This window comes from Microbacterium sp. zg-Y1090 (assembly GCF_030246945.1).
Lineage (GTDB): Bacteria > Actinomycetota > Actinomycetes > Actinomycetales > Microbacteriaceae > Microbacterium > Microbacterium wangruii.
Genome location: NZ_CP126742.1, coordinates 1241936 through 1253671 on the forward strand (window position 1 = coordinate 1241936; position 11736 = coordinate 1253671).

General features: G+C 71.5%; 13 protein-coding genes. 8 read left to right on the top strand and 5 right to left on the bottom strand.

All coding sequences use genetic code 11. The features are described from left to right. Nucleotides 1-66 precede the first annotated feature (66 nt). From QNO26_RS05810 to QNO26_RS05820, 3 genes are all read left to right on the top strand, one after another. Nucleotides 67-636, top strand: a complete 570-nt coding sequence (locus QNO26_RS05810) for a LemA family protein (RefSeq protein WP_257638289.1) — start codon at nt 67-69, stop codon at nt 634-636. Nucleotides 637-706: 70 nt separating this feature from the next. Then, nucleotides 707-1594, top strand: a complete 888-nt coding sequence (locus QNO26_RS05815) for a M48 family metalloprotease (RefSeq protein WP_257531494.1) — start codon at nt 707-709, stop codon at nt 1592-1594. A gap of 1 nt (nt 1595) precedes the next feature. Further along, a complete protein-coding gene (locus QNO26_RS05820; RefSeq protein ID WP_257638290.1) occupies nt 1596-2669 on the top strand; it encodes a DNA glycosylase AlkZ-like family protein in 1074 nt (357 codons plus the stop codon). 7 nt (nt 2670-2676) lie between these two features. Here the strand turns inward: QNO26_RS05820 and QNO26_RS05825 are convergent, their stop codons facing one another. Both QNO26_RS05825 and QNO26_RS05830 read right to left on the bottom strand, forming a co-directional pair. Further along, complete coding sequence (locus QNO26_RS05825; RefSeq protein WP_257638291.1) at nt 2677-3591, bottom strand: hypothetical protein; 915 nt, start codon at nt 3589-3591, stop codon at nt 2677-2679. Then, nucleotides 3588-4925: a winged helix-turn-helix domain-containing protein gene (locus tag QNO26_RS05830; protein WP_257531488.1), complete on the bottom strand. Its 1338-nt coding sequence runs from the start codon at nt 4923-4925 to the stop codon at nt 3588-3590. Before QNO26_RS05830 ends, QNO26_RS05825 begins: the two co-directional genes overlap by 4 nt. Before the next feature lie 89 nt (nt 4926-5014). On the opposite strand from QNO26_RS05830, the gene QNO26_RS05835 reads away from it, so the two are divergent. Together QNO26_RS05835 and ilvA are read left to right on the top strand one after the other, a co-directional pair. Beyond that, entirely contained in the window at nt 5015-6202 is a 1188-nt protein-coding gene (locus QNO26_RS05835) for an AI-2E family transporter (RefSeq protein ID WP_257531487.1), read from the top strand. After that, the gene (ilvA, locus tag QNO26_RS05840; protein WP_257531485.1) at nt 6199-7425 is read left to right on the top strand and encodes a threonine ammonia-lyase; all 1227 of its coding nucleotides are present in this window, start codon (nt 6199-6201) and stop codon (nt 7423-7425) included. Before QNO26_RS05835 ends, ilvA begins: the two co-directional genes overlap by 4 nt. Before the next feature lie 6 nt (nt 7426-7431). On the opposite strand, the gene greA is transcribed toward ilvA, so the two are convergent. Then, nucleotides 7432-7923: a transcription elongation factor GreA gene (greA, locus tag QNO26_RS05845; RefSeq protein ID WP_257531482.1), complete on the bottom strand. Its 492-nt coding sequence runs from the start codon at nt 7921-7923 to the stop codon at nt 7432-7434. A gap of 81 nt (nt 7924-8004) precedes the next feature. Continuing rightward, nucleotides 8005-8400 carry a DUF4307 domain-containing protein gene (locus QNO26_RS05850; protein ID WP_257531480.1) on the bottom strand — a complete coding sequence of 132 codons (396 nt, stop codon included), beginning with the start codon at nt 8398-8400 and terminating at the stop codon, nt 8005-8007. Between the two features lie 64 nt (nt 8401-8464). Between QNO26_RS05850 and QNO26_RS05855 the strand changes: the two genes are divergently transcribed. Next, a complete protein-coding gene (locus QNO26_RS05855; protein WP_257531478.1) occupies nt 8465-8719 on the top strand; it encodes a hypothetical protein in 255 nt (84 codons plus the stop codon). Here the strand turns inward: QNO26_RS05855 and trhA are convergent, their stop codons facing one another. Beyond that, nucleotides 8720-9412: a PAQR family membrane homeostasis protein TrhA gene (gene trhA, locus QNO26_RS05860; RefSeq protein WP_257638292.1), complete on the bottom strand. Its 693-nt coding sequence runs from the start codon at nt 9410-9412 to the stop codon at nt 8720-8722. Nucleotides 9413-9518: 106 nt separating this feature from the next. Here trhA and QNO26_RS05865 point away from each other — a divergent pair, with 106 nt between their 5' ends. Together QNO26_RS05865 and QNO26_RS05870 are read left to right on the top strand one after the other, a co-directional pair. Further along, nucleotides 9519-10304 (top strand): isoprenyl transferase, encoded by a 786-nt coding sequence (locus QNO26_RS05865; RefSeq protein ID WP_257531473.1) that lies wholly within the window; start codon nt 9519-9521, stop codon nt 10302-10304. A 120-nt stretch (nt 10305-10424) separates the two neighbouring features. Then, entirely contained in the window at nt 10425-11549 is a 1125-nt protein-coding gene (locus QNO26_RS05870; protein ID WP_257531471.1) for an aminotransferase class V-fold PLP-dependent enzyme, read from the top strand. The last annotated feature ends 187 nt before the right edge of the window (nt 11550-11736 follow it).

Genomic DNA, 11736 nt, shown 5'->3' on the forward strand with positions numbered 1-11736 from the left:
CTGGTCCTGTCGGGCCTCAAGCGCTCCCTTAGGATGTAGACACACTCGGAGGGGAGTCAGGTACACATGTGGGAATGGCTTATCCCGGTATTGATCGTCGTGGCGCTGGTCGTCATCGTCGGTGTGTACCTGTGGTCGACGTACAACTCGCTGGTCTCGCTGAACGTGCGCGTCGACGAGGCCTGGAGCGACATCACGGTGCAGCTGAAGCGCCGCGCCGATCTGCTGCCCAACCTCATCGAGGCGGTGAAGGGCTACGCCGCGCATGAGAAGGCGGTGTTCGAGAACGTCACGAGGGCCCGCGCAGAGACGCTGTCGGCCACCGGACCCGCAGACGCGGGCGTGGCCGAGGGGCACATGCAGCAGGCGCTGAAGTCCCTGTTCGCCGTGGCCGAGGCCTACCCCCAGCTGCAGGCCAGCCAGAACTTCCTGCACCTGCAGCAGTCGATCGTCGACACCGAGGACAAGATCCAGGCCTCGCGCCGGTTCTACAACGGCGGCGTGCGCGAACTGAACACGAAGATCCGCGTGTTCCCCAACAACCTCTTCGCCCGCAACCTCGGGTTCCACGAGCGCGAGTTCTTCGAGGTCCTCGACGGCGCCGCGATCGCGGAGCCGCCGCGGGTTCAGTTTTGACCTCAGGGCGCGGATGCCGCAGCGCCCCGCCCTGTCCCGACGCGACCGCGCCCCGCTGAGCTGAGACGTCGTGTACTCCGCCATCGCCCGCAACAAGCGCAACACCTGGTTCATCCTGATCGGGTTCGTGCTGGCGATCGGGGCGGTGGGCGTGCTCGCCGGCTGGCTCGCCGGCAACAACTGGTGGATCACCGCGTTCGTGCTCGTGTTCGCGGTCGGGTACGCCACGGTGCAGTACTTCGCCGCCGACCGCGAGGCGCTCGCCCTGTCGGGTGCGGTGGAGGTCTCGGCGACCGACGCGCCGCGCTTTCACCGCCTCGTCGAGAACCTCTGCATCACCACGGGAACGCCCATGCCGAGGCTCTACGTCGTCGAGGACCCGGCGCCGAACGCCTTCGCGACGGGGCGCACGCCCGAGCAAGCCGCGATCACGGTGACCACCGGGCTGTTCGAGCTGCTCACGGACCGTGAGCTCGAGGGCGTGCTCGCGCATGAACTCGCCCACATCCGCAACTACGACATCCGCGTCTCACTCGTGGTGTTCGGCCTGGTCGTGGCGGTGGGGGCGCTGGCCGACCTGGTGCTGCGCATGGCCTTCTTCGGCGGCGGCCGGCGCGGCGGCAACAATCAGTCCCAGTTGATCTTCCTGCTCTTCGGCATCGTCGCCGCCCTCGTCGCCCCGCTCGTGGCCGCGGTCGTGCAGGCGTCGATCTCGCGGCAGCGGGAGTACCTCGCCGATGCCACCGGGGCGCTCACGACGCGCGATCCGGAAGGGCTGGCATCCGCGCTGGAGAAGATCGGCACCGCCGCACAGCCGCTGCAGCGCGCCAACACGTCGATGGCCCACCTGTGGCTGGCCGACCCGCTTCCCTCCGGGGGCGTCGCGCGCCTGTTCGCCACCCACCCGCCCCTGCCGGATCGCATCGAGCGCCTGGAGACCATCGGCGGACGGTTCTGAGATGCCCGGGCCGGTGCGGCTGTCGCGTCGCGACGCACGCCGGCTGGCGGTGCGCGCCCAGCTGCTGAGCGAGCCGCGCCCGGCGGGCATCGTCGAGGTGGCGTACGCCCTCACGGTGGTGCCGGTCGATCCGACGGCGGCGATCATGCCCAGCGCCGACCACATCCTGTACAGCCGCCTGGGCTGGCCCTACCTGCCGGCCGACCTGCGGCAGGCGGTGGAGGGCGACCGGGATCTGTTCGAGTGGGACGGCTCGTACCGCCTGATGTCCGACCTGCCGCTGTACCGGGCGATCATGGCGCCGCGGCCGGAGTACCCGCGCACACGGGAGTGGTTCACCGCCAACGACGGCTTCCGCCGCGAGGTGCTCGACCGCCTCCGCGCAGAGGGCCCGCTGCACGCCGCGGAGATCCCCGACAGCGCGCAGGAATTGTGGCAGTCGACGGGCTGGACCCACAGCCGCAACACCACGCAGATGCTCGAGATCCTCCTCGCCCGAGGCGACGTGGCCGTGTGGGGGCGCGACGCGAAGGGACGACTGTTCGACATCGCGGAGAGGGTGTACCCCGGTGACCTCCCCGACGTCGCCGAGGCCGATGCCGCACGGGAGCTGGCCGAGCGGCGCCTGGCCGCGCAGGGGATCGTGCGCGCGAAGGGGGCCGACGCCCAGGTCGGTGTCGCCGCCGTCGTCGAGGACACCGAGGGGACGTGGCGGGTGGATGCCGAGGCGCTCGAGGACCCCGCGGCGTTCGCCGGGCGCACGGTGCTGGTCTCGCCGCTGGATGCGCTCGTCGCCGACCGGAGCAGGCTGCAGACCCTGTTCGGGTACGAATACCTGCTGGAGATGTACAAACCGGCATCCGCGCGACGGTGGGGCTACTTCGCGCTGCCGATCCTGCACGGCGACCGGTTCGTCGGCAAGCTCGATGCGCGGGCCGACCGACGCGCCGGCGTGCTGCGGGTCAACGCGGTGCACGAGGACGACGGCTTCGACGACCGGGCGCGTGCGGCCGTGACGACCGAGATCGAGGCGCTGGCGTCCTGGCTGGGACTGGAGCTGCAGGGCTGGGGCTGACGCGGGATCAGAACAGCTGCAGCAGCATCTCATCGCCGTCGAAACGCACGGCTCCGCGCAGCGTCCAGTCGTCGTCGCGGTAGGTGAACGACGCGACGCCGCCGCCGGGCAGAGTGCCGGTCGCCGTGGCGACCACCTGGCCGCCGGTCGCGAGGAACGACAGCGCATCGGCGTCGAGGGACAGCTGGGGGGAGGACTGCACCTTCACCACGACCTCGGTCAGCGTCGCGAGGTCGGCCGCCCATGGCACGTGCAGACCGCAGTCCTCGGGGAGCGCAGCGCGGGAGCCCTCGCACGTCCGCGCGTAGGCGTCGAGTTGCGGCTGGGCGAGCGTGGCGGCATCGGGGGACAGGGTGGCGTCGATCGTCGCTGCCGGTGCATCGTCGGCGAGCACGCTCACCTGCGCCTGGCCGTCGAGGAAGCGCGCGGGCGCCGCGTGCAGGGTGTACCCGCCGGGGAGCAGCCGCACTTCGCCGTCCGGCGAGAGGGGAAGCACCACGTCGCCGACAGCGACGGCGGTGCCCAGGGACACTGCCACGTCCACGGTGATGAGCGCGCCGGAGTCGAGCCGCCATGCGCCGTCGTCGGCGCGCAGCGCGAAGCCGAGCGTCCCCGAGGTGTCGCCGAGCCGAACGTCCGCCGTGTAGGACGCGACGTCGTCGTGCGTCGTTCGGGAGATGATCTCGGCGCCCTCGACGCGGGCATCGGCGTCGGCGAACGCATCGAGCGCAGCGGCCGCGTCGGCATCATCGGGCAGCAGCGACTGCAGCGCGGCGACGTCCCCCGTCTGCAGGGCGTCGAGGTAGGCGAGGGCGGCGTCGTCGGCGTCACCCGGTCGCGTGAGCGTCCAGACCAGCGCGCCGACGGCGCCGGCCGCGGCGGCGGATGCCGCGACGACCCCGATGACCGTTCCCCGCTTCATCCCGTCACCGTGGCGGCGGCGTCGGTCGCCGCACCGTCCGGGCTGCCCGCCGATGCGGGCGTGGCGGCCGCAGGCTCCGTCTGCCGGTCGTGCCGCTCGGCGTCGCCGAGGGCGCCGGCGACCTCGTCGGCCGCGTCACCCCAGCGGCCGACGGAGATGCTCTCGAGTCCCTGCCACCGCGCAGCGGCACGCAATTCGTCGGCGAGTCGCTCCGCAGCCCGCGCGGGCCGCCCCGGCTCCCACCAGGCCGACTGCACGAGCAGGGTCGATCGGGCGCGGTCGGCCTTGAGATCCACCCGGCCGACGACGTCGTCGCCGATGAGGACCGGCAGCGAGTAGTAGCCGTGGCGGCGCTCGGCCGCGGGGGTGTAGATCTCGATGCGGTAGGTGAAGTCGAACAGGCGCTCGGCGCGGTCGCGAAACCACACCAGCGGGTCGAACGGCGTGAGCACCGCGGCCGCGTCGATGCGGCGGGGGAGCGCGGCATCCCGATGCAGCCAGGCCTTCGCCGGGCGCCCCGCCGCCTGCCAGCCCTCCACCGTCACCGGGCGCAGGATGCCGGCGTCGGCGAGCTCACCCACCGCCTGCATCACCGCTGCGCGGTCGCGGATGCGCCAGTAGTCCGCGAGGTCGGAAGCGGTGGCCACCCCGTACGCCGCGGCCGCGCGCCCGACGAGCTCGCGGATCGCCTCGTCGCGGGCGACGGGGGTGCGCGCGGCCTCGGGGATGACGTCGGCGGCGAGGCCGTAGCGCCGCTCGAAGCCACGCCGCCCGGCGATGGCGACCTCGCCGAAGAGGAACAGATACTCCAGTGCGCTCTTCACCACGTCCCAGTCCCACCACGGGCCTCGCCCGCCCACCCGTGACGCGTGGTCGATCTGCGCGGCGCGCAGCGGCCCGCGCGCGGCCAGTTGCGCGCGCACCTCATCGACGACGTCGCCGTGCGCGCGGAACCATTCCGCATCGCGGCGCAGGTACCGTTCGCGCATCGCCTCGTGGCGGAAGGCGAACAGCCCCCAATCGGACGTCGGGATGAAGGAGGCCATGTGCGCCCACGACTCGGTGTAGCGGCCGCCGCGGGAGAACAGCAGTCGATCGAGCAGCGCCGGGTCGTAGGGTCCGAGGCGGGAGAACAGCGGCAGATAGTGCGATCGGGCGAACACGTTCACCGAGTCGATCTGCAGCGTCGCCATGCGCGCGAGGGCGAGGTTCAGCTGACGGGTGCCCACCGTGCCCGGGCGGGGCCGTGCGAAGCCCTGCGCGGCGAGGGCGATGCGACGCGCTTCGGCGCGGCTGAGATCGCGCGGGCGCTGCAGGCCGGTGGCGGTGGTCACGGCCGCGAGCCTACCCAACCCCACCGACGCTGCTCTCGCGCGCGGTCATGCGGGCGGGAACGAGCGCCCCGCGACTCTAGAATGTCGTGATGAGTGCCTCCGACGACAAGCCGCGCAGCGCGTTCTTCGACGCCGTGCGTCGTCGCAGCGCCCCGAGCGAGGTCGCGGCCGTCGTGCCGCATCCGCTGCGGGTCGCGACCGCGTATGCGTGGCGGTTCCTCGTGCTGGCGGCCGCGATCGGCGTGGCCATCTGGCTCGTCATCCAGCTGAAGCTGCTCGTCATCCCGCTGCTGGTCGCGATCCTCGTCACCGCACTCGTGTGGCCCGGCTTCTCGCTCATGCTGCGCTACCGGTTCCCGCGGTGGCTGGCGATCGTCATCTCGGTGGTCGGCACGATCGCCGTGATCACCGGTCTGGTGTGGCTGGCTGTCTGGCAGATCACCCGCGATCTCGGCTCCGTGCAGGGGCGTACCTCTGCCGCTCTGAGCGAGTTCCGGCAGTACCTCATCGACGGTCCGCTGCACCTGACCGCGCAGCAGATCGACGGTCTGCTCGATCAGGGCTGGACGCTGATGGAGCAGCAGGCGGAGCTGCTGCTGTCGGGCGCCCTGGCCATCGGCAGCACGGTGGGCCATGTCGCGACCGGAACGCTGCTGGCGATCTTCATCCTGCTGTGCATCCTCGCCGATGGCGCCGGCATCTGGCGCTGGACGGTGCGGCTGTTCCCCGAGCGCGCCCGCGCCGCCATCGACGGCGCCGGCCGCACCGGCTGGCTCACCGTCATCAACTACGCGCGCACGCAGCTGCTGGTCGCCACGATCGACGCCATCGGCATCGGCCTGGGGGCATTCCTGCTGGGCGTGCCGCTGGCGATCCCCATCGCCGTGCTGGTGTTCCTCGGCGCGTTCGTGCCGTTCGTGGGCGCCGTGCTCACCGGCGCCGTCGCCGTCTTCCTGGCCCTCGTCTACAACGGCCCCTGGATCGCGTTCTGGATGCTGATCGTCGTGCTCGGCGTGCAGCAGCTGGAGGGCCATGTGCTGCAGCCGCTCCTCATGGGCTCCGCGGTGAAGGTGCACCCCCTTGCGGTCGTGCTGGTCGTCGCGGGCGGCGCCATGGTCGGCGGCATCCCCGGGGCGCTGTTCGCCGTGCCGCTGGCGGCATTCGTCAACGTCGTCTGGATCTACCTGGCCCGACGCGGCTGGGAGACGGGGAAGCCCCCGCGCCCCGACGATCTCATCTGGAGCACTGTGCCCCGCGACTGGAGGAACCCCGCGTGACCACCCCCACCCTGGCGGAGTTCGAGGATGCCGCCGAGGCGCTGCGCGGCGTGATCGTGCGCACCCCGATGGAGGACTCCGAGCATCTCAGCGATCTGCTCGGCGCCCCCGTGCATCTCAAACTGGAGAACCTGCAGCGCACCGGATCGTTCAAGATCCGCGGCGCCACGTACCGACTTTCCCGGCTGACCGCCGACGAGCGGGCACGCGGTGTCGTCGCGGCGTCGGCCGGCAACCACGCGCAGGGCGTCGCCTTGGCGGCGCAGAAGCTCGGCATCCCCGCCACGATCTTCATGCCGCTGGGCGTGCCCGTCCCGAAGCTCCTGGCCACCCGCGGGTACGGCGCGGAGGTGATCCTCGAGGGCGACACCGTCGAGACGCCGCTGCGCCTGGCAGCCGAGTTCGCCGAGCGCACCGGCGCGGTGCTGATCCATCCCTTCGACCACCGCGACGTCATCATCGGGCAGGGAACGCTGGGCCTGGAGCTGTGGGATGAGATCGACGACCTCGACACCGTCATCGTCAGCATCGGCGGGGGAGGGCTCATCGCCGGCGTCGCCGCCGCGGTGAAGGCCCGCGCCGCCGCGGAGGGCCGCACGGTGCGCGTCGTGGGAGTGCAGGCGGAGAACTCCGCGGCCTACCCCTCGTCGCTCGAGGCGGGCGAGCCGCTCGCGGTGACGACGCTGCCGACCATCGCCGACGGCATCGCGGTCGCACGACCCGGGGACGTGCCGTTCCGGATCATCAGCGAGCTGGTGGACGAGGTCGTCACCGTCAGCGACGATGACATCGCCCGCGCGCTCCTGGTGCTGCTCGAGCGCGCCAAGCAGGTCGTCGAGCCGGCGGGCGCCGCCGGCGTGGCGGCGATCCTCGCCGGCAAGGTGCAGGCGACAGGCCCCACGGCCGTCGTGCTCTCCGGCGGCAACATCGACCCGCTGCTGCTGCAGCGCGTGGTCGCGCACGGTCTCGCCGCCTCCGGGCGCTACATGACCCTGCAGATCCCGCTGCCCGACCGCCCCGGCCAGCTGGCGCGGGTGTCGGAGCTGCTCGCGATCGCCGGAGCGAACGTGATCGAGGTGCTGCACACGCGGCACGGCCAGGGGCTGCAGATCAGCGAGGTGATCCTGCAGCTGAGCGTGGAGACGCGGGGCGCGGAGCACCGCGCGCTGGTGATCCAGACGCTGACGGATGCCGGCTACGCGCCGGCCATCGTCAAGGACTGAGCCGGGTCACTGACCGTTGTAGGTCTCGACCTTGACGATCTCGACGGGGATCGCGCGTCCGTTGGGCGCGGTGTACGACGTCGAGTCGCCCTCCTTCAGCCCCAGGATCGCCGTGCCGAGCGGGGAGGCCTCGCTGTACACGTCGAGCTCGGAACCCGCCGCGATCTCGCGATTGCCCAGGAGGAAGACCTCTTCGCCGCCGGCGACGACGGCGGTGATGACGGTGCCGGGCTCGACGACCCCCGTGGACTCGGGAGCGGTGCCGACCTTGGCGTTCTTCAGCAGATGCTGCAGTGTGCGGATGCGCGCCTCCTGCTTGCCCTGCTCGTCCTTGGCGGCGTGGTAGCCGCCGTTCTCCTTGAGGTCGCCCTCTTCACGGGCGGCCTCGATGCGCTTGGCGATCTCTTCGCGCCCGGTGGTGGACAGGTGCTCGAGCTCCGTGACCAGGCGGTCGTAAGCGTCCTGCGTGAGGAAGGTCTCGGGGGCGTCGGTGGACACGACGGTCTCCTTCGTGGGTGAGTGCGAGGCAGTAAGCCAAACGCCCCGGCGAGAGCCGGGGCGCGATGCGTTCACGTCAGACTACGCGACCCAGCAGGAGTTCACCAAACCTGTCGTCGCCGGCGCGAGCGTCGGAATGGTCTCGGTGAAGGCCCGCATCTGCCCGCCTTCCAGGGGGAGCTCGACCACGCGCCAGCCGACGACGCCGTGCTCCTCGTCCTGCGCCTCCAGCGCGCACGCGACCGTGGAGTCCGTCGGAGCGACGATCTGGAACGTCACGGTCACGGTGCGGTCGTCGACGACGGCGTAGCCGGTGGCATCCACGTCGATCGCGGCGAGACTGGTCGCCACGGTCGACCATCCGAGGGCGACGGTGGCGACGACGGCCACCGCGCCGACGACGATCCACCACACGCGCGTGAGGCGGCGCGAGGTGCGTCGGCCGTAGCGCTCGTCGAGGAACTGCTGCGTCGTCATGGGTGTCTCCGGGAGATTAGGCTTGATTCCAGGTTAGGCGCTGCGGCGCGGAACGAGGTTCTCCATGCTCTCTGTGCTCGACGCGCTCGCGGTGTTCGGCTCGGTCGTGCCGACCCCGGTATCGACGGTCGACCCCGAGCTGGTCACGCCCGGTCCGTGGGGCTTCGGCGCGATCGCCCTCATCACGGGCGCGGTCATCCTGCTGGTGTGGGACATGCTGCGTCGCGTGCGTCGGGGTCGGTACCGCGCCGAGGTGCGCGAGGAGCTCGACGCGCAGGAGCGCGACGCCGACGACGTCCAGGACCCGCCCACGCGCTGATCAGCCGCCGTGGTAGGCCGGCTGCAGTGCGATCAGCAGGCAGGCGGTCCAATGGCAGAGGAACGCCAGCACCGTGCAGACGTGGAAGATCTCGTGGAAGCCGAAGTGTCCCGGCCACGGGTTGGGCTTCTTGAGGGCGTAGACGATGGCGCCGCCGGTGTACAGCAGGCCGCCCACGACCACGAGCACCATCATGGCGACGTTCGCGGACAGCAGGTCGCCGAGGTACATGACCGCGGCCCAGCCGAGCAGCAGATACAGCGCGACATAGAGCCAGCGCGGCGCGTCGATCCAGAACACCCGGAACAGGATGCCGAGCAGCGCGCCACCCCAGACGAGCGACAGCAGCAGGATCGTCTTCGGGGTGGGAAGGGCCAGCACCGCGAGGGGCGTGTACGTGCCGGCGATCAGCAGCAGGATGTTGGCGTGATCGATCCGCTTGAGCACCGCGAGCGTCCGCGGGCTCCAGTTGAAGCGGTGGTACAGCGCCGAGTTGCCGAACAGCAGCATCGAAGTGGCGGTGAACACCGCTGATGACCACTTCGCCGGCGCGCCCTGGGCGACGCTGATCAGGATGATGCCCGCCACGATCGCGACGGGGAAGGTCGCGGCATGGATCCAGCCTCGCCACGTGGGCTTCAGATCGGCGTGCGCGCTGACGCCGCCGGCATCGATGAGGGGGAGTTCGGGCATTTCCGCACCGTCGGATCTCATGCTTCCGGACACGCTTCCAGCCTACGCGCCCTCGGAGAGCGACCCTGCACAGACGCCGTGCAACGAGGGGCGCTAGCGTAGGAGCGTGACGACGCGCGCGACGAATGAGGGGCGCGGTCTGCTGTACCGTCTGTATGCCTCGCGCCTGCGCCGTCAGCTCGCCGGCGCCACGGTGCCCCACCACGTCGCGATGATGATCGACGGCAATCGGCGGTGGGCGCGCCAGCTCGGCTATGCCTCCGCCGCACAGGGCCACCGCGCGGGCGCGGCGAAGATGCACGAGTTCCTGCGATGGTGCGACGACCTCGGCATCCCCGTCGTGTCGCTGTATCTGCTGTCCACCGACAATCTGCGCAAGCGCGACTCCCGGGAGCTGTCGGATCTGATCGAGATCATCGCCGAGCTCGCCGAGACGCTCTCGCATGAACCCGGCTGGCGCGTGCGGCCGGTGGGGCGCACTGAACTGCTGCCGCCGGAACTGGCCAGGGTGCTGACGAGCGTCGAGGAGCGCACCCACGACAACACCGGACTGCACGTGAACCTCGCCGTCGGCTACGGCGGGCGCAGCGAGATCGTCGACGCGGTGCGCAGCATCATCGCGCAGCACGACGAGAAGGGCGGCTCGCTGGAGGAGCTGGCTGCCAGCCTCACTCCCGAGCAGATCGGGGAGCACCTCTACACCGGAGGCCAGCCCGATCCGGACCTCGTCATCCGCACGTCGGGGGAGCAGCGGCTGAGCGACTTCCTGCTCTGGCAGTCCGCGCACAGCGAGTTCTATTTCGTGGAGGCCCTCGGGCCGGATCTGCGCGAGGTGGACTTCCTGCGGGCGATCCGCGACTACGCCACGCGCGACCGTCGCTTCGGCGGCTGAGGCCCCGCGCCGCCGGCGGCTGAAGCCCGCGGCGCCTGCGACTGAGTCCTGCAGCGCTCGCGGCGAAGCCCGCGTCGCTCGCGACCGAAGCCCGCGGCGCCTGCGTGAGACAATGGACCTGTGACCGGGTTGCAGGATTATCTGGATTCCTTCGACGCGGAGCCGGGCTACCTCGATTGGGCGAAGTTCGGGCCGCTGTCGCCGTCGGTGCGTGCCGAGTCGCACGCCGACGCCGAGCTGCTGGCCTCCGGGCGCAACTCGGGCATCGACCTCGTCGCCGGGCGTGCGGGCGAGGCGCGGGAGCTGCTGGCGGACCTGCTGTCGACCACCGTCGAGCACGTGACTCTGCAGCCGTCGACCACGCACGGGCTGATGCAGGCCGTGTACGGGCTGGGCGGCGGCATCCTGGTCTCGGCGCGCGAGTTCCCCAGCCTGACCGTCGCCGCGCAGCGCGCCGGCGAGGTCGGGCGCGCGCGGCCCCACTGGCTGCATGCGGCCGAGGGCATGGTCACCCCGGAGGCGGTGCGTGAGGCGCTCGCCGACGCCGAGGATGTGGCGGCGGTCGCCGTCAGCGCCGTCGATTACCGCACCGGCTACCGCGCCGATCTGCCCGGGCTGCGCGAGGTGGTGGGCGACCGGCTGCTGATCGTCGACGCCATCCAGGCCTTCGGCGTCGTCGACGAGGATTGGGACGTCGCCGACGTCGTGTGCGGCAACGGCTACAAATGGCTGCGCGCAGGCCGGGGGACCGGCTTCGCGGCCTTCTCGGACAGAGCGCTGGAGCGGCTCACCCCTGTGCTCTCCGGGTTCGCCGGCGCTGAGAGCGCCCTCGACGTGTTCCCGGTTCCGCCCGCCGCCTCGGGAGCGGAGGCGTTCACCGTCTCGGTGCCCGATCACCTCGCCACCGCTCGGCTGGCCACCGCGCTGCGCGACGTCCGCGACGCCGGCGTGTCGGAGATCGCCCAACTGGTGCGCGCCCGCGTGCGTGAGATCGCGGCGCTGGCCGAGCGGTTCGGGCTGCCGGTGCTGACACCGCTGGAGCCGCACCGGCACGCCGGGGTCATCGCGCTGACCCCCGATCCCGCCGACATCGCGCCGCTGGCGGCCGCCCTCGCCAACCACGGCATCGCGGCGTCGCTGCGATCGGGCGCCGTGCGCATGGGCGCGCACGCCGGAACCGGCGAGGACTCGCTGCGGCTGCTCGAAGACGCGCTGACGGAGTTCGCCGGCACCCGCATGCGCTGACGCCTCACTGCCCGTCGACACCGGAACGTCATCTGTGCGTCACATCGCCCGGGCGTGTCGCGAGGGGCGACGGTCGGGTCGTGGTCCTACCGTGATGCCAACGGGTAAGGCGCCCGTTCGGGTCGGCCCTCGGATCGCGACTCGTGACCCCCTGGTCGACTCGTGACTGCCGGGCAGAGCCCGGGTC

What these genes read in the sequence shown, in the direction of transcription:
- QNO26_RS05810 (WP_257638289.1), top strand. Translation starts at nt 67, where the DNA reads ATGTGGGAATGGCTTATCCCGGTATTGATCGTCGTGGCGCTGGTCGTC.
- trhA (WP_257638292.1), bottom strand. Translation starts at nt 9,412, where the DNA reads ATGCCCGAACTCCCCCTCATCGATGCCGGCGGCGTCAGCGCGCACGCC.
- QNO26_RS05820 (WP_257638290.1), top strand. Translation starts at nt 1,596, where the DNA reads ATGCCCGGGCCGGTGCGGCTGTCGCGTCGCGACGCACGCCGGCTGGCG.
- QNO26_RS05855 (WP_257531478.1), top strand. Translation starts at nt 8,465, where the DNA reads ATGCTCTCTGTGCTCGACGCGCTCGCGGTGTTCGGCTCGGTCGTGCCG.
- QNO26_RS05850 (WP_257531480.1), bottom strand. Translation starts at nt 8,400, where the DNA reads ATGACGACGCAGCAGTTCCTCGACGAGCGCTACGGCCGACGCACCTCG.
- QNO26_RS05835 (WP_257531487.1), top strand. Translation starts at nt 5,015, where the DNA reads ATGAGTGCCTCCGACGACAAGCCGCGCAGCGCGTTCTTCGACGCCGTG.
- QNO26_RS05825 (WP_257638291.1), bottom strand. Translation starts at nt 3,591, where the DNA reads ATGAAGCGGGGAACGGTCATCGGGGTCGTCGCGGCATCCGCCGCCGCG.